The 20,874-nt window shown below is 63.7% G+C and carries 17 protein-coding genes, 2 tRNA genes and 1 pseudogene; 13 read left to right on the top strand and 7 right to left on the bottom strand.

The genetic code is table 11. The annotated features are described in order from the left end of the window. Positions 1 to 84 precede the first annotated feature (84 nt). Positions 85 to 1,602 carry a tetratricopeptide repeat protein gene (locus LDN95_RS20495; RefSeq protein ID WP_226019409.1) on the bottom strand — a complete coding sequence of 506 codons (1,518 nt, stop codon included), beginning with the start codon at positions 1,600 to 1,602 and terminating at the stop codon, positions 85 to 87. A gap of 170 nt (positions 1,603 to 1,772) precedes the next feature. On the opposite strand from LDN95_RS20495, the gene ychF reads away from it, so the two are divergent. From ychF to LDN95_RS20475, 4 genes are read left to right on the top strand one after another with little or no spacing between them, the layout of a single operon-like run. Then, positions 1,773 to 2,873: a redox-regulated ATPase YchF gene (ychF, locus tag LDN95_RS20490; RefSeq protein ID WP_226019408.1), complete on the top strand. Its 1,101-nt coding sequence runs from the start codon at positions 1,773 to 1,775 to the stop codon at positions 2,871 to 2,873. 37 nt (positions 2,874 to 2,910) lie between these two features. Then, a complete protein-coding gene (locus LDN95_RS20485; protein ID WP_226019407.1) occupies positions 2,911 to 3,249 on the top strand; it encodes a hypothetical protein in 339 nt (112 codons plus the stop codon). Between the two features lie 47 nt (positions 3,250 to 3,296). Further along, complete coding sequence (locus LDN95_RS20480; RefSeq protein ID WP_226019406.1) at positions 3,297 to 4,586, top strand: hypothetical protein; 1,290 nt, start codon at positions 3,297 to 3,299, stop codon at positions 4,584 to 4,586. 33 nt (positions 4,587 to 4,619) lie between these two features. Next, on the top strand, positions 4,620 to 5,078 hold the full coding sequence (locus tag LDN95_RS20475) for a MaoC family dehydratase (RefSeq protein WP_226019405.1): 459 nt from the start codon (positions 4,620 to 4,622) through the stop codon (positions 5,076 to 5,078). Positions 5,079 to 5,118: 40 nt separating this feature from the next. Here the strand turns inward: LDN95_RS20475 and LDN95_RS20470 are convergent, their stop codons facing one another. Next, on the bottom strand, positions 5,119 to 5,565 hold the full coding sequence (locus tag LDN95_RS20470; RefSeq protein WP_226019404.1) for a hypothetical protein: 447 nt from the start codon (positions 5,563 to 5,565) through the stop codon (positions 5,119 to 5,121). After that, positions 5,565 to 7,433 (bottom strand): DNA mismatch repair endonuclease MutL, encoded by a 1,869-nt coding sequence (gene mutL / locus LDN95_RS20465; protein ID WP_226019403.1) that lies wholly within the window; start codon positions 7,431 to 7,433, stop codon positions 5,565 to 5,567. Before mutL ends, LDN95_RS20470 begins: the two co-directional genes overlap by 1 nt. Before the next feature lie 188 nt (positions 7,434 to 7,621). On the opposite strand from mutL, the gene LDN95_RS20460 reads away from it, so the two are divergent. The 7 genes from LDN95_RS20460 (at position 7,622) to LDN95_RS20430 (ending at position 13,768) form a co-directional block, all read left to right on the top strand. Then, positions 7,622 to 8,668: a rod shape-determining protein gene (locus tag LDN95_RS20460; RefSeq protein WP_226019402.1), complete on the top strand. Its 1,047-nt coding sequence runs from the start codon at positions 7,622 to 7,624 to the stop codon at positions 8,666 to 8,668. A gap of 118 nt (positions 8,669 to 8,786) precedes the next feature. Next, on the top strand, positions 8,787 to 9,698 hold the full coding sequence (gene mreC, locus LDN95_RS20455) for a rod shape-determining protein MreC (protein ID WP_226019401.1): 912 nt from the start codon (positions 8,787 to 8,789) through the stop codon (positions 9,696 to 9,698). 4 nt (positions 9,699 to 9,702) lie between these two features. Beyond that, entirely contained in the window at positions 9,703 to 10,260 is a 558-nt protein-coding gene (locus LDN95_RS20450) for a rod shape-determining protein MreD (protein WP_226019400.1), read from the top strand. Beyond that, positions 10,257 to 12,365, top strand: coding sequence for a penicillin-binding protein 2 (mrdA, locus tag LDN95_RS20445; protein ID WP_226019399.1), 2,109 nt, complete (start codon positions 10,257 to 10,259; stop codon positions 12,363 to 12,365). Before LDN95_RS20450 ends, mrdA begins: the two co-directional genes overlap by 4 nt. A gap of 3 nt (positions 12,366 to 12,368) precedes the next feature. Then, positions 12,369 to 13,484: a rod shape-determining protein RodA gene (gene rodA, locus LDN95_RS20440; protein WP_226019398.1), complete on the top strand. Its 1,116-nt coding sequence runs from the start codon at positions 12,369 to 12,371 to the stop codon at positions 13,482 to 13,484. 95 nt (positions 13,485 to 13,579) lie between these two features. Next, a tRNA-Lys gene (locus tag LDN95_RS20435) sits at positions 13,580 to 13,655 on the top strand. A gap of 37 nt (positions 13,656 to 13,692) precedes the next feature. Next, positions 13,693 to 13,768 (top strand) — tRNA-Lys (locus tag LDN95_RS20430). A 244-nt stretch (positions 13,769 to 14,012) separates the two neighbouring features. Here LDN95_RS20430 and LDN95_RS20425 read toward each other — a convergent pair. The 4 genes and pseudogenes from LDN95_RS20425 to LDN95_RS20410 form a co-directional block, all read right to left on the bottom strand. After that, positions 14,013 to 14,207 (bottom strand): annotated as a pseudogene (locus LDN95_RS20425) (transporter); the annotation flags it as partial. 305 nt (positions 14,208 to 14,512) lie between these two features. After that, entirely contained in the window at positions 14,513 to 15,817 is a 1,305-nt protein-coding gene (locus tag LDN95_RS20420) for an FAD-dependent oxidoreductase (RefSeq protein WP_226019397.1), read from the bottom strand. Between the two features lie 83 nt (positions 15,818 to 15,900). Next, the gene (locus LDN95_RS20415; RefSeq protein ID WP_226019396.1) at positions 15,901 to 16,257 is read right to left on the bottom strand and encodes a cytochrome c; all 357 of its coding nucleotides are present in this window, start codon (positions 16,255 to 16,257) and stop codon (positions 15,901 to 15,903) included. After that, positions 16,257 to 17,825: an FAD-binding oxidoreductase gene (locus LDN95_RS20410; protein WP_226019395.1), complete on the bottom strand. Its 1,569-nt coding sequence runs from the start codon at positions 17,823 to 17,825 to the stop codon at positions 16,257 to 16,259. Before LDN95_RS20410 ends, LDN95_RS20415 begins: the two co-directional genes overlap by 1 nt. Before the next feature lie 315 nt (positions 17,826 to 18,140). On the opposite strand from LDN95_RS20410, the gene LDN95_RS20405 reads away from it, so the two are divergent. Continuing rightward, positions 18,141 to 19,130, top strand: a complete 990-nt coding sequence (locus LDN95_RS20405; RefSeq protein WP_226019394.1) for a helix-turn-helix domain-containing protein — start codon at positions 18,141 to 18,143, stop codon at positions 19,128 to 19,130. Between the two features lie 529 nt (positions 19,131 to 19,659). After that, positions 19,660 to 20,608 (top strand): IS630 family transposase gene (locus tag LDN95_RS20400; protein ID WP_226019393.1). Its coding sequence is split into 2 segments (ribosomal slippage): positions 19,660 to 20,003 and positions 20,002 to 20,608, totalling 951 coding nucleotides; the frame shifts between segments, so codons are not numbered across the junction. Positions 20,609 to 20,874 lie beyond the last annotated feature (266 nt).

The raw sequence follows: 20,874 nt of genomic DNA, 5'->3' as shown, positions 1-20,874 counted from the left end.
CTCCAGTGAAGGGGGCGTCGTCGGATCATCCGACGGCGCCCCTTTTCCCTCTGCGCAGTCTACTAAGACCGCTCCGGGACGAGCTTAGCCCGGAGCGTGCATGGCCCGCGCCAGATCGGCGTGGAACAGCGGATTGGCCGGGTCCAGCTCGCTCGCCTGTTCGATGAACCGCACCGCCTGATCGTGATCGCGTCCGGCGTTGAGCCGCGTCAGACCGGCCATATGGAGCATGTCGGGATTTCGCGGCGCAAACGTCAGCGCGCGGTCGGCATAGCCGATGGCCTCATCATGGCGCCCCAGCCCGGTCGCCGCCTGCGCCAGCCGACGCAGCACTTCGGGATCGTTGTCAAAGCCCGGAAGACTGCGATAGGCCGCCAGCGCAGCCGCCCAATCACGCCGGATCAGCGCGGCTTGCCCCGCATTCGACAGCTGCTGACTCCGTTCAAGTTGCGGCGCGTTCAGCCTCGCCGCGATCGCCGCTGCCGACGGATCTTCGGCGGCCTGCGCCGCATGCAGCGCAAGCGTCAGTTCGCGCCGCCCGGCCATGGCACTGTCGGATAGCGGGCGGATCGTACGCAAAGCCGTAGCCGCATCGCCGGTAGCCAGTTGCGCTTGCGCCAGCATCAGCCGCGAATAGGGATTTTGCGGCGAAAGCAGCAGCGCCTGAGCAAAGATCGCGCGCGCCTGTTCGGGGTGGTTGAGGTTGAGCAGCGCCTCGGCATAGCTCAGCCCATCGGGCGAACGCGGGTCGAGTGTCCCTTCGTTGGGCGCCATGATCTTGCGCACCCGCTCCCAGTCGCCCTTTTCGGATGCCAGCTGCACCACCAGGCTGACCACGCGGGTGTCGGTCGGCGCGATCTTCTCGGCGCGGTTGATCCAGCCGATTGCCTCATCCACATTGCCCGCAAGATCAGCGCCTTGGGCCAGCGCCAACAGCGGTTCGACCCTTGCGGTATAGCGTTTGGCGGCAGCGACATAGGCCGCGCGCGCTTCGACCATGCGCCCCTGCCGCTGGGCAAACTGGCCTTGCAGCAACAGCGTATCGAGCCGATCCGGCCCCAGCCTGCGCACTCGGTCAAGCGCCTCGCGAGTGCCGGCATCGTCCTGCGCGGTCATCATGAAGCGGGCGTAATCGCGCGCAAGCTGGTAGTCGTCACCCGCCGCCAGCCCTTTGCGGAACGCATCGAGCGCCGCGGGGGCTTCATCCTGGGCGATGTGGGCGGCCGCGCGCAGCCGCCAGGCATCGGGCGAACCATCCTTGCCCAGATAATCCAGAGTCTTGCGCGGCAATCCCCGCAACAGCGCGGCTTCGGCCAGCATCCGGGTTATCTCGGCGCCGCTGCCCCCCGCCGCACGCCAGCGCTGCAAGGTCGCCTGTGCCCCATCGCCGTCACCCAGCATCAATTGCGCGCGGGCGAGCAAGGCCAGCGCCGCGGGGTCTTCGGCGTGATGGTCCAGCACTTCGAGCGCCTTGGCCCGCATCGTCGGATAATCCTCAACGCGCTGCGCCTCGCGCGCAGCGGCAAGGCTGGCAGCCGGATCACCACCGCCGCAGGCAGCCAGCAACAGCACAAGGGGAGAGAGCACGAGCAGGCGCTTCATGGTTACCGCTTTGCCACCAAGGGTTGAACTTTCGATGAAAGGAGCGCCTCCCGCAGGCAAGCGAATCGCGCTTTCCCCTTGACCTTGCGCATGGGGGATACCATCGCGCCGCAAACGCAAGAACGGGTGTGTGCGCCAAAGGTGCCGCCTGCAAGGCAAGGACGGACAAGATGGGTTTTCGTTGCGGAATCGTGGGCCTGCCCAATGTCGGCAAGTCGACGCTGTTCAACGCACTGACCGAAACGCAGGCGGCGCAGGCGGCGAACTATCCGTTCTGCACGATCGAGCCGAACGTCGGCAACGTCGGCGTGCCCGATCCCCGGCTGGAAAAGCTGGCCGCCATCGCCGGTAGCCAGAAGATCATCCCCACCCAGCTGGGCTTTGTCGACATCGCCGGCCTGGTGCGCGGCGCCAGCAAGGGCGAAGGGCTTGGCAACCAGTTCCTTGGCAACATCCGCGAGGTGGACGCCATTGTCCACGTGCTGCGCTGCTTTGAAAACGACGACATCCAACACGTCGACAACAAGGTCGACCCGATCTCGGACGCCGAAACGGTCGAGACCGAACTGATGCTTTCAGACCTCGAAAGCCTCGAAAAGCGGGTGCCCGCCGCGCAGAAGAAGGCGGCGCAGGGCGACAAGGAAGCCAAGATCACCGCCTCGGTCCTCGGACAAGCGCTGGAACTGCTGCGTGAGGGCAAGCCCGCGCGCCTGACCAAGCCGAAGGATGAAGAAGAAGAACGCGTCTTTGCACAAGCGCAACTGCTCACTGCCAAGCCAGTGCTCTATGTCTGCAACGTCGAGGAAGAGTGCGCGGCGCAGGGCAACGCTTTCTCGGCGCGCGTGTTCGAGAAGGCCAAGGCCGAAGGCGCCAACGCGGTCATCGTGTCGGCGGCCATCGAATCCGAACTGGTCGGCATGGACCCGGAAGAGCGCACCGTGTTCCTGGAAGAACTCGGCCTGCACGAAACCGGCCTCACCCGCGTGATCCGCTCGGGCTACGAACTGCTGCACCTGATCACGTTCTTCACCGTCGGGCCCAAGGAAGCGCGCGCATGGACCGTGCATCTTGGCGCCAAGGCTCCGCAGGCGGCGGGCGAAATCCATACCGACTTCGAACGTGGCTTCATCCGTGCCGAAACCATCGCGTTTGACGATTACATCGCGCTGGGCGGTGAAGCGGGTGCGCGTGATGCTGGCAAACTGCGGCAGGAAGGCAAGGAATACGTGGTCAAGGACGGCGACGTCCTCCACTTCAAGTTCAACGTCTGATTGGACAAAGGCTGCCAGGCGGGAGCATAGTGCCCTGATGTTGAGGCGCCTTGTCCTGTTGCTGCTGCTGGCGCTGGCCTTTCCCGGGCTGGCGACCGCACATCATTGCCATGACGGGGCGCTGACAGCGGCCCAAACGGTGCATCACCAGCACATGGACCACCGCAAGGCGCCCCGCCCCGTAGCGCCCCCTGATGCGCCGTTTGCCATCGCGATCTCCTCACCATGCCTTGGCTGTGCGCCGCAGGTGGCACTGCCGCAGATCGTCGGCCTGCCAGTTCCTGTCGCACCGGTGCGGACCGAAACGCGGACGGGCTTCTACCCCCATCCGTTTGCGGCGCGTGTCGTCACGCCGCCGCCCCGAGCGCTGTCCTGATCCGCCGCCCCATGCGGGCGCAATCCATCGGACAAGGACAAGACCACATGAATAATCGCTTTTTGCTGGCCTTCGCCGGCTCGCTTGCGCTGTGCACGCCGGTTGCTGCACAGGAAATGGACCATGCGCACATGGACCATATGGATATGTCGGGGATGGACATGCCGGGGATGGACCACTCCGGCCACACCCCACCGCAACCCGCCAGCGCTTCAGGCTCAGGCACATCGCTGGTTCCGGGCAACGAAGGTGCCATGCACGGCCTGCACCTGATGGCGGGGGACTGGATGGTCATGGCCCACGGCACCGTTTCCACCCAATACACTTCGGTTTCGGGGCCACGTGGCGACGACAAACTTTACGTCACATCGATGGCCATGCTCACGGGCGAGCGCGAAACGGGGTGGGGCCGCATCCAGTTACGCTCGATGTACAGTCTTGAACCGGCGATGGACGCGGCAGGCTATCCCAACCTGTTTGCCACGGGCGAGACCGCGCGCGGCACACCGCTTGTCGACCGCCAGCACCCGCACGACCTGTTCATGGAACTGGCCGCGCGGGTCGATTTCAACCTCGGTTCGGCAGCGCGTCTGTTCGTTTATGGTGGACCCGTGGGCGAACCTGCGCTCGGGCCTGCCGCATTCATGATGCGGGGGTCTTCGCGCTACAATCCCGAAGCGCCGATCGCCCACCACTGGTTCGACTCCACGCACATCACCTATGGCGTGGTCACGACCGGGATCGCCACCCCTCATTGGCAGATCGAAGGCTCTGCGTTTCGCGGCCGCGAGCCCGACGAGCGGCGCTGGAACATCGAAGCCCCGGCACTCGACAGTTGGTCCGCGCGCCTTTCGTGGACGCCCTCGCCTCGCTGGGCAGTACAGGCCAGCTATGGCTTCATCCATCAACCCGAAAGCACACATCCGGGCGAAAACGAACGCCGCTTCACCACCTCGCTCGCCTTTGCGAATGGCAAGGGCTTATCCGCCATCGCAGCCTTCAGCGCCAAGAAGCGCGTCCCTGGCGCAACGCTGACCGCCCTGCTGGCCGAAGCGAACTGGGACATGACCCGCACCGACAGCCTGTTCGGGCGCGTCGAGAATGTGAACAACGACGAACTGTTCCCCGATCATGCCAGTCCATTGCACGATATCGCCTTTCGCGTGACCAAGCTGCAACTGGGCTACGCCCGGCGGGTTCCGCTAGGTCCGGTTGAACTGGCACTGGGTGCAGCGGTTTCCGCTTATGCCAAGCCTGCCGCGCTCACCGCCGCCTATGGCCGAGACCCGCACGCGATCACGGTGTTCGCCCGCTTCAATCTCGACCGCAAACATTGACGTGTTGCATGGTCGGCTGGCACACAGTCGACCATGCGGTATTACGAAGACATGTTCGTCGGCCAGAAGCGCCGTTTCGGCTCTCGCCTCGTTGCGCGTGACGAGGTGATCGCGTTCGCCTCGCACTACGATCCGCAGCCCTTTCACTTGAGCGACGAGGCGGCGGCCAAGACCCATTTCGGCCGCCTGTCGGCCAGCGGCTGGCATACTGGCGCGATGGTCATGCGCATGCTGGTCGACGAACAAGACGCCGCCGGGCATCAGGGATTGGGCTCGCCGGGGATCGATGAGTTGCGCTGGGTCCGTCCGGTTTATCCCGGTGACACGCTGAGCGTCGAAACCGAAGTGCTGGACAAGCGCCGCAGCCAATCACGCCCCGAAATGGGCCTGTTCACCTCAGCCACCCGCGTGTTCAACCAGCACGGCGAGGTGGTGATGACGATGACCGCCAAGGCGATGATCCGCACGCGCGATCCGGATGGGGCCGATTGACGATCCTCACGCCGGATCGCGGATCACATCAGCTTGCCCATCACATTGGCTTACATTGCGCGTCGCCCTTGGTGTCATAGACCGCAACTCCGTTGGCATCGGTCAGCACGAAGTGTGCGGCAAAAATCTCGACCACGCCGTTGACGATGGACTTGCCGCCGGGGACGCGGGTCAGGCTGGCCTTGTAGCCCGACCCGGCGTAGCGCTCGCGCGCCGCTTGCGGCAAGCCGGGGCTGGCCGGGTCGACCGGCAGGCTGATCACCTTGTCGGCCAGCTTGATGATCCCGCGCTCGGCCTGCGCCAGAAACACCGCGCCCATCCCTCCGTCCGAAGCGACGAAGTTGCAGCCCGAACCATAGAGCTTATTGCCGGTGACATCGGCGTAAAGAATGGGCTGGAGCGCGAGCCGTGGCACCTCGGGCGGCTTTTCAGACCCTGAACAGCTCGCCAGCACCACCGCCAGCCCTGCACATGCCAGTTTGCGCATCACTTCCTCCCGAACAGTTTCTCGATATCCCCATGCGCCAGCTTCACCCACGTCGGGCGGCCATGGTTGCACTGGCCCGAACGTGGCGTCACTTCCATTTCGCGCAGCAGCGCGTTCATTTCGGCGACCGACAACACTCGCCCGGCGCGGACCGAGCCGTGGCAGGCCATCGTGGCGAGCACGAGGTCGAGTTTCTCGCCCAGCAGCAGCGCCTCGCCATGGTGCGCCAGATCGTCGGCCACGTCCTTGACCAGCGCCGCCACATCGCCTCGTGCGAGCGCGGCGGGCACCGCGCGCACCAGCATTGCGGCGGGCCCGAAGCGTTCGAGCGCGAGGCCGAAATCGGCCAGCCGCGCGGCGGCATCCTCCAGCCGGTCGCACGATGGCTCGTCGAGTTCGACCACCTCGGGCAGCAAGAGCGCCTGCGCGGGCGGCGTGCCCTCCCCGGCCCCGGCGGCGCGCAGGCGTTCGAGCACCAGCCGTTCGTGTGCGGCATGCTGGTCCACGATCACCAGCCCGTCCGCCGCTTCGGCCACGATATAGGTGTTGGCAACCTGCCCTCGCGCTACGCCCAGCGGATGGTCTTGCGCCTGCGGAACGCCTTGCTCGGCCATCTCGGCCCGCGCCTCAGGCGGGGCGGACAGGATTTGCGCCTCATACCCGCGCCAGGCCTGCCCGGCTTCAGAAAAGCGCGGAACATCGGGCCGCCAGACTGGCGCCGCGAACATGCTCGATTGTGGAGCGGAATGGGCCGGCCACAGTGGCGCACCCGGCTCGGTCTGCCAGGCGCGCATGGCGCCAGCATCGGGAGACTGGGCGGAACGGCGGTCGCCTGTCTCCAGCGCCTGCCGCAAGCCCGAAACGACCAGCCCGCGCACCAATGCCGAATCGCGAAAGCGGACCTCGGTCTTGGCCGGGTGGACGTTCACGTCGACTTCGCTTGGCGGCACTTGCAGGAACAACGCCAGCACCGCGTGGCGATCACGCGCCAGCATGTCCGCATAGGCGCCGCGCACAGCACCGATCAGCAGCTTGTCCTTCACCGGGCGGCCGTTGACGAACAGGTATTGGTGGTCTGCCACGCCCCGGTTGTAGGTCGGCAGGCCCGCCACGCCCATCAGGTGATAGTCGCCGCGCACCAGATCGACGGCGACGGCATTGTCCTTCAATTCGCGCGCCACCAGCAAGGCCACGCGCGCCGCCAGCGTATCGCCCGGCTGCACCTGCAACGCGCGGCGGCCGTCGTGTTCCAGCGTGAAACCGATGTCGGGCCGCGCCATCGCCAGACGGCGGACCACGTCCTGACTGGCGGCCCATTCGGCGCGCGGGCTGCGCAGGAACTTGCGGCGGGCGGGCACCCGCGCGAACAAGTCCTCTACCCGCACTCGCGTGCCCGGCGGCAGCGCGGCAGGGCCTTCGTCCACCAGTTCGCCGTGATCGACCACGCGCCGCCACGCCTCGCCGTTGTCGCGAGGGCGACTCTCGATACTGACCCGCGCAACCGAGGCGATCGAAGGCAGCGCCTCCCCCCGGAAACCGAGTGTTGCGACCAGTTCGATCGATTCGTCCGCGCCGATCAACTGCTCTGGCAGTTTCGACGTGGCGTGCCGTTCCAGCGCCAGCGCGATCTCGTCCGCGCGCATGCCGCAGCCATCGTCGGTGACCTCGATCAGCGACAGCCCACCTTCGCCCAAACGCACCGAAATCGAGGTGGCTCCGGCGTCGATCGCATTCTCGACCAGTTCCTTGAGCGCGCTTGCCGGGCGTTCGACCACCTCGCCCGCCGCGATGCGATTGACCAGTCCTTCGGGCAGGCGACGGATCGTGCGCCTGACAGGATGGGCTGAGGTGGGGGTGCTGGCGTCCATGGAAACGCGAACCTAGCGACGAAGGCGCGTGTTTTCGAGACGGGTCGCAAGAGTTATCCCGGGTTTGGCGCACAAACCATTGGGTTTTGCCAATCGCTTGCGCTAATGGACCCGCTTCAACGGTCGCACCTCGGACGGCGAGGCGTGGCTGCCTGCACACCAAACCGCAGAACAGTACGGATTTCCTGATGGCCTCGCTGCTTTCCCGATTCTTCAAGTTCGGTTCCCAGAACATCGCGATCGATCTGGGTACCGCCAACACGCTCGTCTATGTCCAGGATCGCGGCATCGTGCTGAACGAGCCATCGGTGGTTGCGATCGAGACGATCAACGGCGTCAAGCGGGTCAAGGCCGTGGGCGATGATGCCAAGATGATGATGGGCAAGACGCCCGACAGCATCGAGGCTATCCGACCGCTGCGTGACGGCGTGATTGCCGATATCGAAGTGGCCGAAGCCATGATCAAGCACTTCATCCAGAAAGTGCACGGCAAGAAGAGCGTGCTGCGCTATCCTGAAATCGTCATCTGCGTGCCCTCGGGCTCGACCTCGGTCGAACGCCGCGCCATTCGCGATGCGGCCAGCAACGCCGGGGCCAGTCAGGTGTTCCTGATCCTTGAACCGATGGCAGCCGCGATCGGCGCCGACATGCCGGTGACCGAACCGGTCGGCTCGATGGTCGTCGACATCGGTGGCGGCACCACTGAAGTCGCCGTGCTGTCTCTGCGCGGCCTTGCCTATACCACCAGCGTCCGCGTCGGTGGCGACAAGATGGACGAAGCCATCGTCAGCTATGTCCGTCGCCACCACAACCTGCTGATCGGCGAATCGACGGCAGAACGCATCAAGAAGGATTACGGCATCGCCACGATCCCCGCCGATGGCATCGGCGAAACGATCCACATCAAGGGTCGCGATCTGGTCAACGGCGTGCCCAAGGAAATCACCATCACGCAGGCCAACGTGGCCGAAGCGTTGTCGGAGCCGATCGGCGCCATCGTCGAAGGTGTGCGCATCGCGCTGGAAAACACCGCGCCTGAACTTGCTGCCGACATCGTCGATCAGGGCATCGTGCTGACTGGCGGCGGCGCGCTGATCCGCGGGCTGGACGAGCATCTGCGCGAGGAAACGGGTCTGCCCGTCTCGGTCGCCGAAGATCCACTGTCGTGCGTGGCACTGGGCACCGGCCGGGCAATGGAAGATCCGATCTATCGCGGCGTGCTGATGACCGCCTGACGCAAGTTCGTTTCGCTGTTGACTCGAACAGGGTCTGGCGGGGCGACACGGTGGCGCGTTCATACTGGTTTCATCGGCGCGGGTGTCTTGCTCGCGCCGATTCGAAGGGATTGTTTGCATGGCGCGGTTGCCTGACCGGCGTCCGGGCTTTTCGCGCAGGGCGCAGTACGGGATCTTCACCGGATACGTCGTCGCCATCGGTGGCGCGGTAATCGGTGCCGTTCTGTTGGTGGTCTCGCTGATCCAACCCGAGGCCTTCGGCTTCGCCCGGACGGCAGCCAACGAGGTCGGTCGCCCGAGCGGTGTTGCCGCCGCGCATAGCCGCACGATCGGGCAGGCGATCTATGCAACCGTCGGAGCGTATTTCAACGCCGGACAGCAGAACGCCGCGCTGTCGCGTGAAGTGGCCGCCGCCCGAGCGAACGCCGTCACCGCCCGCGCCGTTGCGGATGAAAACCACCGGTTGAAGGCGTTGCTGGGCATCGTCGACCCGGTCGATCGCCCGGTTACGGCGGCACGCCTGATCGGCTCGACCGCACAGAGCGCCCGCCGCTATGCCGTGCTCAACGAAGGCAGCTTCAGCGGTATTTCCGCCGGACAATCGGTGCGCGCTGCCGCTGGCCTGATTGGCCGGGTCGTGGAAGCAGGGCCGCATACCGCGCGCGTCCTGCTGGTGACCGACCCCGAAAACGTTGTGCCGGTGCGGCGGGTCGGTGATGGATTGCCTGCATTTGTCCAGGGCGCAGCCAACGGCACGGTCGAGATCCGTCTGATCAACATGGGGTTGAACCCGCTTCACAAGGGTGACGTCTTTGTCACATCGGGTTCGGGCGGACTTTACCCCCCCAATGTGCCCGTAGCGATCGCCACCGCGCCACATCGCGACGGCGCCAGCGGACGGCTCGCCAGCGATCCGGCGGACACAGATTTCGTCGTGGTCCTGCCCGTGTTCCAGCCCGGTGCGGTTGCCGCGCTTGAGGCTAGCCGCCAAGCCGCCGGGCCGCCGCCACCTGTAGACGAAGGGAACTGAGCGGGTGCCCTTTGCCTGGCCATCGACCAATCCCGAAGACTATGTAAGGCGGCGGATTAACCGTGCGCCCTCCCCCGTGCTGGCCATCGGTTTGCCATGGCTCTCGATTGCCATCGCGTCGCTTGTCACGTTTTCGCCGATCATCGCGTCGGCCCCGGTGATCCCGCCATTGGGCTATCTCGTGTTTCTGGCATGGCGCATTCTGCGGCCCAATCTGCTGCCGCTTTGGGCTGGCCTGCCACTTGGCGCGTGGGACGACCTGTTCAGCGGTCAGCCGTTCGGCTGTGCAATCCTGCTGTGGTCGGCCACGATGCTGGTGATGGAAGATGTCGACACGCGCTTCTTGTGGCGCGGATTCGGCCAAGACTGGCTGCTCGCCGGACTGTTGACGACGGCCTATATCGTGCTTGGGGCAACATTTGCCGGGATCGCCGCTCACTTCGTGCTGCCGCTGGTGATAGGCCCGCAACTGGTGATGAGCCTGGTGCTGTTCCCGGTGATCAACGCGACGGTCGCTTTGCTCGATCGCATCCGCCGCCTGCCATTGCGGCGCGTGACATGAAGCAAAAACTGCCGATGACCTCGGCCATCCTGACCAACCGCTTCGAACGGCGCGCGTTCGTACTGGGCATGGGGCAAGCAGGTGTCGGACTGCTGCTGGCGACCCGGTTGGGCTACCTCGCCGTGGCCGAAAACGCGAAGTACAAGGCCGCATCGGAAAGCAACCGCGTCAACCTCTCGCTGATCCCGCCCCGGCGCGGCTGGGTGCTGGACCGGATGGGTGCGCCGCTCGCCTCCAATCGCGCCGATTTTCGGGTCGACGTCATTCCCGACCGGCTGGTCGATCCTGACGCCACGCTGGCGACGTTGACTAAATTGCTCGGCCTCACCGCCGACAAAGTGGGCGACATCAAGGACAAGCTCGACAAGGCGCGCGGATTTCAGCCGATCGAGGTCGCCAGCAATCTTGATTGGGACAAGTTCGCCGCCGTCAGCGTGCGCCTGCCCGAACTGCCCGGTGTGATCCCGCAGCGCGGCTATTCGCGCTATTACCCGACGGGCGCAGCGGTCGGCCATCTGGTCGGCTATGTCGGCCCCGCATCGGCCGAGGATTATGAGCAGGAGCACAACCCGCTGCTCATCACGCCAGGCTTCAAGATCGGCAAGGACGGGCTGGAAAAGCACTTCGAGGTGCGCCTGCGCGGCGTTCCGGGCGCGCGCCGGGTCGAAGCGACGGCTTCCGGCCGCGTGGTGCGCGATCTGGGCACGCGAGAGGACGTGCCGGGCAAGCCGATCCAGCTGACCATCCACGGCGGGCTGCAGGATTATGCCTCGCGGCGGCTGGGGCTGGAAAGCGGCTCTGTGGTGGTCATGGACTGTCAGACCGGCGACGTGCTGGCGATGGTCTCGATGCCGAGCTACGATCCCAACTCGTTTTCAGACGGGATCGGCCGCATCGAATGGAAGATGCTGGCCGAAGATGACCACGTACCCTTGCGTAACAAGGTGCTGCGCGGCCTTTATCCCCCTGGCTCGACGGTCAAGCCGATGGTCGCGCTGTCCTTCCTTGAAGCGGGGCTCAGCCCCGATGCATCGACCAGTTGCGCGGGCGGCCTGCGGGTCGGCAACCGCGTGTTCCATTGCTGGAACCACCATGGCCACGGCACGGTCAACATGGCCAAGGGCATCTACCAGTCGTGCGATGTGTACTTCTACCACTTTGCCCAGCAGATCGGGATGGACACCATCGCAGCGATGATGCGGCGGCTGGGTCTGGGGCAGGAATTCCCGATGCCCTACCCCGGCCAGTCCTATGGCACAGTGCCCGATCCCGCTTGGAAACTGCGCAAGTACAAGAAGGAATGGGCGATCTATGACACAGTGAACGCCACGATCGGTCAGGGATACATGCTGGTCAATCCGTTGCAGCAGGCGGTGATGGCCTCGCGCATGGCCTCGGGCATGAAGCTGATGCCGCGCCTGTTGCTCGACCCGCATCCACCGCGCCCCGAATCGATGGGTTTCCGGCAAGAACACCTCGACTACATCCACGCCGCGATGAACGAGGTCGTCAACGGGCGCGGCACCGCGGGCAAGGCGCGCCTGCCGATCGACGGCGTGCAAATGGCGGGCAAGACCGGCACCGCGCAAGTCGTCGGGCTGAACATCGGCAACGGCAAGGGCGGACAGTGGAAGCACCGCGACCACGGCCACTTCATCTGCTTCGCCCCGTTCGACAAGCCGCGCTATGCCTGCGCTGTGGTCATCGAGCATGGCGGCGGGTCGGGCGCGGCCTATCCGGTCGCGCGCGACGTGATGACCTACCTGTTCGATCAGGGCAAGGCATTGGCCGTGCTTGAAGAATTCGAGAAGCAGTGGGGCGGCAACGTGCAGCAGCGCATGGCCGCCAAGTATGCCACCTACGCCGCGCAATTCGGCGAACGCGCCCCCGCCGCTCCCGATGACGAACAGGCCAGCGAAGTGGTGGCGCAGGACAACCAGCCCGTGCCCGAGCCGAGCACGCCACAGACCGACGCCGCCTCACCCGCGCCGGAGCCCGAGCCCGACAGCGTCGCAGCCCCAGCGCCGGCAGCCGCTGCCAACGGTTCCGCTGCGGCCTCCTCACCAACCGCAGCAAGCGCCCCTGCGCCAGCACCGGGACACTGAGCCATGCCGCGCGCCTATGTTCCCCAAGCGCTTGCCCGCCAGCCCTGGCAGGTCATCCTGCCGCTGACCGCGCTGGTCGTTTTCGGCGGCGCGGTGCTTTATTCGGCCGCAGGCGGACATTTCCAGCCATGGGCCGGGATGCATGTCGCCCGCTATTTCGTGTTTCTCGTCATGGCCATGCTGGTCGCGCGGGTTCCACAGGACTGGTTCAAGGCCATCGCCCTGCCCGGCTATGTCGTGCTGTGCGTGTTGCTCGTGCTGGTCGAATTGATCGGCCGAATCGGCGGCGGCAGCCAACGCTGGCTCAACCTCGGGTTCATGGCGCTGCAGCCTTCGGAGCTGATGAAGCCCGGCATTGTTCTGGTGCTCGCCTGGTTCTACAACACCTTGCCGGTAGGCGAGATCAAGGGATGGCGCGCAATCGTTCCTCCGGCGGTGCTGCTGGGCATCCCGGCGGCGCTGGTGATGCTGCAGCCCGACCTTGGCACTGCATTGGCCATCAGCTTTGGCGCGTTGGTGACGATGTTCCTTGCGGGATTGCCACTGCGCTGGTTCATCGGCGGTGGTCTGGCCGGATCGATCGCGGCGCCGATCGCCTTCTTCTTCGCGCTGCACGACTATCAGCGCAAGCGGGTGCTGGTGTTCATGGACCCGGAAAGCGATCCGCTCGGTTCGGGCTATCACATCACCCAGTCCAAGATCGCGATCGGATCGGGCGGATTTCTGGGCAAGGGCTTCGGCAACGGCTCGCAAAGTCACCTCGACTACCTGCCCGAAGCCCATACCGACTTCGTGTTCGCCACGATGGCCGAGGAATGGGGCATGATCGGAGGGCTGTTCGTGCTCGCCGTGTTCTTCATCGTTTTGCGCTGGGGCCTCAATGTCGCGCTGCGGGCGCCTGACCGTTTTTCGCGCCTGCTGGCCGCCGGGATGGTCACCACGATCTTCTTCTACGTGTGCATCAACATGATGATGGTCATGGGTCTGGCGCCGGTCGTGGGCATTCCCTTGCCGTTCCTCAGCCATGGCGGTTCCTCGATGATGACCAACATGTTGTGCATCGGCACGATCATGGCGGTCGATCGTTGGTCGCGCCCGGCCCGCAGCGGATTGCTGTGAAACGGCCCTGCTAAAAAAGTCCGCATCAGGGCTTGGCAGGCCCGCAAAAATCGTTATTGGGGCCTCTCCCACGGGCCAGCGGCCAGTGCGGGAATGGACGCATAGCTCAGTTGGTAGAGCAGCTGACTCTTAATCAGCGGGTCCTTGGTTCGAGCCCAAGTGCGTCCACCATTCCCCACTCTGCCACCGTGGCTCCCGAAACGGGAACGGACGCATAGCTCAGTTGGTAGAGCAGCTGACTCTTAATCAGCGGGTCCTAGGTTCGAGCCCTAGTGCGTCCACCAAATTATCTTGTGAAATCAATATATTAATGGCCACGCGCTTCGAGATTTCCGCGGAGCCTTTGCTGCTAGGTAGCTCTCTAGGTAGCAGGCCGATAAAATCGCCCCACCGCAAAAAAGAACGCGCCTCGGGCACTGTGGACGAAACCTGCCGCGAATTGAGTTGTTGTTCCGAGCGCGCCCGCGTGAATGCCTCGGCGATTCGGGTGGCAATGAATGAAACCCTTCGCCACGACAACGTGGCGGATCAGCCGAGGCTTTCTTCGATCATCAATAGAGCGAGGAAGCCCACGAAGAACATGGCGGTGATCAAGGGGCTGTCTGGCTGCTCGTGCGCTTCAACGAGCAGTTCCTCGGTAACGAAATACAGCAATGCGATCAGTCCAAAAGCCAAGAACCCTATTATCACCTGAGTCGGGAGCAATGCGACGGGCGTATCTGCGCCTGTTTGACAGCCATGTCGAAGCCCGACGTATCGTTCGACGCGATCATTTGTCAGATGCCGCTTGGGGGATCTGTCATCATATTCTTTATGCCCTTCCCGGCGAGGAATGGCGCATACAAGCGATGCTTGATCTCGTCTTGAGCGACGACCCATGGACTTTCGAACAGGAGCGACGACAAGGTGAACTACTCGGGTAAGCCGATTGGATGAACGATTATTGGTTGGAGCAGATTTACCGGCGCTGAGCGGCCGCGCCACCAATCACGGTCATTCGCTTATGAGTTCACGGCCTAATTTTGTTTTTATTTGATGGCTGCATGCACCCGCGCCTGAAGTTGCCCAAGCGGACTGCTTCCGAGCGTCGAAGCCGCGAGCCAGCTCAATTCGAGACTTTCGGAGACAAGGCCAAACCCTGCTTTGCCCATGTCCGTAATGAGCTGCGATGCGCAGGCGGCCACCGTCGAGATGCCCGCTACGGGGCCGGGCTCGTAAGGCAGATATAACGCCTGAAAGAGCGAGCGACCACATAGCGACAATTCGACAAGCAGCGGCAGCTTGTGAACATCGAGCGCGGCACTGGCCGTCTTCATCATGGAGATGGCCGCTTCACCCTCAATAGGCGCGACGAAGGTCATCCGTGCCGCAGCACTGCCGTTACGCGATCCGAAGTGGGGAGCGCCGGGACCAGGTGCGCCGCTCATCAGGGCAATCTGCTCGCGCCAGACGGGATCATTGCCCAGCGCTGCGGGATCCAGCTTGCGGCAGCCCGCAATCTGGCCCAGGCCGCCATCGACCATCGACGCGATCAGCGCGACCGTGGCAGGGAGGCCATAATGAGCGCCGAACAGCCGCCACTCGCCACGATCCGCCGCGATGGACCCGCGCGCTGCGTCGAACGGGTTGTGCGTGATCGCGATCGTGCCCGCCAGCGTGTTGGAGAGCTTGAGCGGGCGTAGAAACTCGATCGCAGCCGCCAGCGCATCATCATCCTTCAGGTCGAAGGCAAAGGGCTGGATCGCCGGCGGCTTTCCCATCAGCCAGATGCCGATCTGCGTGGGGATCATGCCGCCCGACTGAATCGCCAGCCCGTCCGAAAACGGTCCGAGCGCGAACTTGTAGACGTTCCAGGTCCGGCTTTCCGGCATCGCGCCCATGCCCGTGCGCACCAGCGCGCCATCGGGCAGGACGAACTCGCCGCCACACTGAACCAGAGCGTGATCGGCATAAGGCGTGAAGCCCATGCCCTTCGAGAAGACGCTGCCCGCGATGGAGGCGTTCGGGTCGCGCTCGGCATCGACCATCAGCGGCAGGTCATGCTTGGCAAGATGACTCGCGAGATCCGCGAAGCTCGCACCGGCCTCGACGCGCGCGAAGGCATAGTCGAGATTAACCTCCAATATGCGGTTCATGCGCGAGAGATCGAGCACCAGACAGTCACCGTCACCGCCGAGCGAGGCCCCCACACTTGAAGCATTATAGAGGGTCAAGAGGGCGAGCCCGTCCTGCCGCGCCTGTTTTACGAGGGCGGCAAGCTCATCGCCATTGCCCGGGCGCGCGAGCGCCACGATGTTAGCGCGTGCACCCGCGATGTTGCCATGGCGCGTCACGATCTGCCGCAGCGCATCCGATCCGGGCGCATCGACGTTCGCATCGCCGACGATCCGGCCAATGGCGTCGATCGAGAAATTGCTCATGGCTTGCCTCCCGCGACATGCGCCGCCAGCAGTTCGAGTTCTTCATCGGAAATCTCGGTGGGTCGAAACGGCGGCATCATGTTGAAGCCGTTGCGAACGGCATGTTTGACAAGATCCTTGTCGACGCCTTCCAGCCCGATCAGCACGGATCGATTGTCCCCAAAATCGCCCGCCATGCGCAGCGTTCCGGGGTGGCCTGGCCCGGCATCATGGCAGGCCGCGCACCAGTGCTCGTAAAGCTCCTTGCCAGTTTTCGGCCGGGTATCGGCAATCACGACTTTTTCGTCCTTGCCAGCCTTGCAGCCGGCGAGGCTGAGCAGGATCAGCGCTGCACAGGGGATGAAACCGCGCATCACTTGCCTGCCTCCCGATAGCGTTCGGGCCAGATGCCGCTCTTGCCGGGAGCGAGAATGCCCGCCGGATCAAGCCCTGCCTTGAGCCTGGCGTTGAGGCGGCCCAGCGCATGGTCATTCCATGAGAAGGTGGAGGCGACCTTGTCCATGAGATCGAGATGCGTCCGGTAGACGCCGAAATGGTCGGCGGCGGCATCGTCGATCAGTGCCTCCAACAGGTCGAGCATGCGCTCTTTCTCTGCCTCATCGTCGCGCCGAAAGGCCGGCATGAAGATATGATGCATGTCGCGCCAGCCGACGACGAACTCGCCGAAATAATCGAAACCCGCGCGGGTCGAGAGTTCGCGCACGCGATTATATTGCCGCAGCGCGAGCCTGCCATCGACAGGAACGACCGGGCCGAAGCCAACATGAGCGGCATTAGGTATCCAGGCGACCGTGCCGAACTCGGTCATGTTCGGAATGCCGCGCATCAACTTGGCACGGTAGGCAAAGGCAGCGCTGCCCTTCTTGTCGTCAGCCGAATAAAAACGCGCGCCTTTGATCGAACCGAGCGCATCCTGAATGACCGGCCATGTCGCGTCCATGACCGCCTCAGGGCCGTAAAGCGCCCCGTAGAAGTTCCAGGCACCAATGCCGAGATCGGCCATGAGCTTCTTGCGGGCGCTGTCCGGCAGGGGGCCGGCGCCGTCATGATACTGGTCCTTGCGGACCTCGACTGCGGCTTCCCAGATCAACTCGGTGCTGGTTGCCGCGTTGGGAATGATCTGCGCGAGCTTGAGCGGGCGGATCGCCTCGGTGAGCGGCTCGATGGCCGCCTCGTCCGGGAAGGTGACCATGTAGGGGCGATAGCCGGGCGGCTCGGGCATGAGCTGGACGCCCAGCCTTGTAACCACGCCGAAGTTCGACTGGGTGAAGAGGCCGTCCAACCAGGGGCCGTGCCCATAGCGATAGGTATGTTCGGCGCTCCGCCCGGGCTGGCCACCCATGCCGGTATCGACGACCGTCCCATCCGACAACACCAGTTGCATGCCGCATTGCTGTTGCAGGAAATGCTCGCCCATGGGCGTGTACCCGACGCCGCGATCGAGCAGATTGCCCACGACGCCACCCCAGCCCGGCGCCGCGCAGTCGATCCACAGCTTCGAGTCCGTCATCTGGAGATGGCGATAAAGATCCCTGTAGGAGACGCCCGGCTCCACCACGGCATAGGCATGGCGCTCATTGACCTCGATGATGCGGTTCATCCGCTTGAGGTCCAGCACCAGAGTGCCGGGCATCCGGGGCGCGGGCCCGCCATATCCGAAATTCCGGCCGGTAGAGATCGTCCAGACCGGGACGCTATGGTCCCGCGCGATCTTGAGAAGCGCCTGTATTTCTTCCACCGTACGCGGCGCCACCGCGGCCGAGGGCATGTGCGCCTCGATCGGCTTCATGGCGAAATGATCGTGATAGCCCAGGAGGCCTGTCTCGTCGGCAAAGACATAGCGGGTGCCGACAACGGAGCGCATGGCGCGCAGCGCCTCCTGGAAGGCCGTCCCTGTAAGACCCGGCGGCATGGTTGCCATATCCGTCGCAGCCCAAAGGGCATTCTGACCGACAAGGCCGAGCCCTGCCGCGAAAGCCGACCCTTGCACGAACCGGCGTCTGGTCAACATGTCTTGGTCTCTCCCCTAGCGACGGTCTTGAGCGTGACTGCTTGGTGCCAGCGGTCTATCTGGTCCTCATGGCGTTCCGCCGCGCGGCTGCCAGTGCATGGAATTCGTTCCGAGAGTGCAGGGCTCCGGAGCAAATGGCGGCCGCTGTTGCGATATCGGGCCGCAGCATCTAATTTCGGTTGGAAGTCAGGGCTTGAGTGTCCGCAAGAGAGAGGAGCCGGACAAATGGGCAATGTCAGGGAAACTGCGCCTGACCGCTGCTGGACGACGGAAGCGTTCGAGGCGCAATCAAGGATGTCGGGCTGGACGGACATTGTCTCCCGGCACATGACCGAGATGGATGTCGGCAGCGAACAACCGGAATCCTATTGCGCTTCGTGGCGGCAATTCGGCCTCGGCGCGCTCGAACTCAACTTCATCACCGCAACGCCTCAGCATATCCGGCGCACGCCAGCCATGGTGTCGCGCGGCGGTAGCGCGAGCTACGAACTCGTCTTCATGAAGCAGGGCACCATGCATGTGCGCTACAGGACCGGCGAAGAATTCATTGCAGAGAGTGATTTCGCCCTGCTGCGCAATGCCGAACCCTATGAATTCATCTGTCCGGAAAAGAGCGTTGCCCTGACTGCGCATGTGAGCGCCGACTGGGTCGGCCGGTGGTTGCCGAGCCTTGAGAGCTTTTCCGGCCTGTCGTCGGCAGTCCGGCAGGCTTGGGGTCGCCCGCTGGCCGCTATGTTTTCCACGATCGACGAGGCTGGGCTGGATGACATCGCGCTGCCGCGAGAGGTACTTGCAGACCAGATCGGCGCGCTGCTCGGGCTGATGACGGCAACGCAGGGCGATGCGCTGAAATCACAGCATCACGCGATGCTGCGGCGTATCCGGGCGCTCCTCCATGAGCGCAGCCATGAGCCTGATCTCGATCCTGGTAAACTTGCCCGGGACATTGGCATCTCGAAACGTCACCTGCACGGGTTGTTCGCCGCCGCTGGCTCAACCTTCGGCCGGGAACTGATCGAATTTCGGCTGATGTACGCGGCGCGCTATCTGCGGGACGCCCGGTATCGCGCCTTGTCGATCACCGAAATCGCCTATCAGACCGGCTTTAACGACACGAGCCATTTCGCTCGCCGCTTCAGGGGACGGTTCGGCTGCAATCCCCGCTTATTTCGTGCCGAGGCGTTCCAAGACCCATTAATTATGGCCAAAAAATAAGGGTAGCAACGAGAGCGATGGCGGAGAAGAGGCGGTGGGGCATCCCTCGATTTTTCCCCTGTGGTTTATCAAGGCGCAGTAGAATGCCCAAATAATCAACCGTCAGTTGCTACCAACCCTCTTTACCAGTTCCGAGAAGCATCAATCAGGTCCACACAATCTCATTGGGCAGTTGGCATTTGTGATGGTACGAACAATGTTAAAAAAGAAAATACTACGATAATAAAAATACCTTGCCGCAATAATTCGGTGGCCGTAGGGGTCACCATATATCAATGGCTTATGATCAGCCTTGGCCATTTCGTCGAATATCGGTCAAATGAATCGATCCGGAAATTTGCGCATTGACGTGGATTCGAGGAGGGGCGTCAGCGATGCGCGACGCAGAGAGATGCATGAACACCGCGTTTGCGAACGCGATCACCGTAGCCTTTACTAGAGCATAATCCGACCGGATAGAATCGCGGGGGATTCCCAAGGCGCTGGAAATCTGATTCAGCCTGCTTGCTGGATACGGAGGCCAGCAGGCATGGTGAAACCGATATCCGAGGATTTACGGTCGCGGGTGATTGCGGCTGTTGAGGCAGGTTTGTCGCGGCGAGCAGCTGCCGATCGATTTGGTGTCGCGATCGCAAGTGCCGTGCGCTGGGTCCGTGAATGGCGGGAGAGCGGAACGGCAAGGGCAAAGCCGCAAGGTGGCGACAAGCGCTCCCAGCGGATTGAAGCGTATCGCGACGTGATTTTGACGGCGATCGAGAGCCAGGTCGACATCACCCTTGTCGAGCTGGCCGAGATGCTGAGGGCGGAACATGGAGCGCAGTTCGCACCGAGCACGATCTGGCGTTTTCTCGACCGTCACTCGATGACCTTGAAAAAAAACGGCGCACGCCAGCGAGCAGGATCGGCCCGACGTGCTCGCGCGGCGGCGGGCCTGGTTCAAGGGCCAACCTGATCTCGATCCTGAAAGGCTGGTCTTTATCGATGAGACCGGCGCCTCGACGAAGATGGCCCGACTTCGCGGGCGGTCAAAACGCGGCACACGTTGCCGATCCCCAATCCCGCACGGGCATTGGAAGACAACAACCTTCACGGGCGCGTTGCGCATGACTGGCCTGACCGCACCGATGGTCCTCGATGGGCCGATGACGGGAGAATGGTTCGCCGCCTATGCGCAGCAGGTCCTCGCGCCGACATTGCGGCCCGGTGACATCGTGATCCTCGACAACCTGCCGGCCCACAAGGTTGCTGCAGCGAGCGAGGCCATCGAAGCCGTCGGTGCAAGGATGCTCTTCCTTCCGCCTTACAACCCGGACTTCAACCCAATCGAGAACGCATTCTCGAAGTTGAAATCAATCTTGAGAAAGGCCGCCGCTCGGACCGTCCCCGAGCTCTGGGACGCCATCCGCGATGCGCTACCAAGCTTCACACCGAACGAATGCACCAACTACTTTATCGCCGCAGGGTATGAGCCAGAGTGATCGGAATCTGCTCTAGTCTATCACCACATGCGCTGCCAGGGACTGCATCTGTCCCTGCGAGGTCGCTACCTTCGCCTGCAGGATGTGGTCTGAGCCCGTGGATTTCCTCCATGTTTGAGTAGAGTCCGGCCCTTTAAGGTGCGGATTCCGAGGTGATCGCGCGCGGTGTTCCGATTTGATGGCGCGCGGGATTCCGAGGTGATGGCGCGCAGCGTTCCGAGAATTATCCGCGCAGCATTCCGAGGTGATGGCGCGCAGTTTGAGGT

This window comes from Novosphingobium sp. FKTRR1 (assembly GCF_020404405.1).
Lineage (GTDB): Bacteria > Pseudomonadota > Alphaproteobacteria > Sphingomonadales > Sphingomonadaceae > Novosphingobium.
This window is presented reverse-complemented; position numbering and strand designations above follow the sequence as displayed.

What these genes read in the sequence shown, in the direction of transcription:
- LDN95_RS20480 (WP_226019406.1), top strand. Translation starts at nt 3,297, where the DNA reads ATGAATAATCGCTTTTTGCTGGCCTTCGCCGGCTCGCTTGCGCTGTGC.
- LDN95_RS20405 (WP_226019394.1), top strand. Translation starts at nt 18,141, where the DNA reads ATGGGCAATGTCAGGGAAACTGCGCCTGACCGCTGCTGGACGACGGAA.
- rodA (WP_226019398.1), top strand. Translation starts at nt 12,369, where the DNA reads ATGCCGCGCGCCTATGTTCCCCAAGCGCTTGCCCGCCAGCCCTGGCAG.
- mreC (WP_226019401.1), top strand. Translation starts at nt 8,787, where the DNA reads ATGGCGCGGTTGCCTGACCGGCGTCCGGGCTTTTCGCGCAGGGCGCAG.
- ychF (WP_226019408.1), top strand. Translation starts at nt 1,773, where the DNA reads ATGGGTTTTCGTTGCGGAATCGTGGGCCTGCCCAATGTCGGCAAGTCG.
- mutL (WP_226019403.1), bottom strand. Translation starts at nt 7,433, where the DNA reads ATGGACGCCAGCACCCCCACCTCAGCCCATCCTGTCAGGCGCACGATC.
- LDN95_RS20475 (WP_226019405.1), top strand. Translation starts at nt 4,620, where the DNA reads ATGCGGTATTACGAAGACATGTTCGTCGGCCAGAAGCGCCGTTTCGGC.
- LDN95_RS20495 (WP_226019409.1), bottom strand. Translation starts at nt 1,602, where the DNA reads ATGAAGCGCCTGCTCGTGCTCTCTCCCCTTGTGCTGTTGCTGGCTGCC.
- LDN95_RS20470 (WP_226019404.1), bottom strand. Translation starts at nt 5,565, where the DNA reads ATGCGCAAACTGGCATGTGCAGGGCTGGCGGTGGTGCTGGCGAGCTGT.
- LDN95_RS20410 (WP_226019395.1), bottom strand. Translation starts at nt 17,825, where the DNA reads ATGGCAACCATGCCGCCGGGTCTTACAGGGACGGCCTTCCAGGAGGCG.
- LDN95_RS20460 (WP_226019402.1), top strand. Translation starts at nt 7,622, where the DNA reads ATGGCCTCGCTGCTTTCCCGATTCTTCAAGTTCGGTTCCCAGAACATC.
- mrdA (WP_226019399.1), top strand. Translation starts at nt 10,257, where the DNA reads ATGAAGCAAAAACTGCCGATGACCTCGGCCATCCTGACCAACCGCTTC.
- LDN95_RS20415 (WP_226019396.1), bottom strand. Translation starts at nt 16,257, where the DNA reads ATGCGCGGTTTCATCCCCTGTGCAGCGCTGATCCTGCTCAGCCTCGCC.
- LDN95_RS20485 (WP_226019407.1), top strand. Translation starts at nt 2,911, where the DNA reads ATGTTGAGGCGCCTTGTCCTGTTGCTGCTGCTGGCGCTGGCCTTTCCC.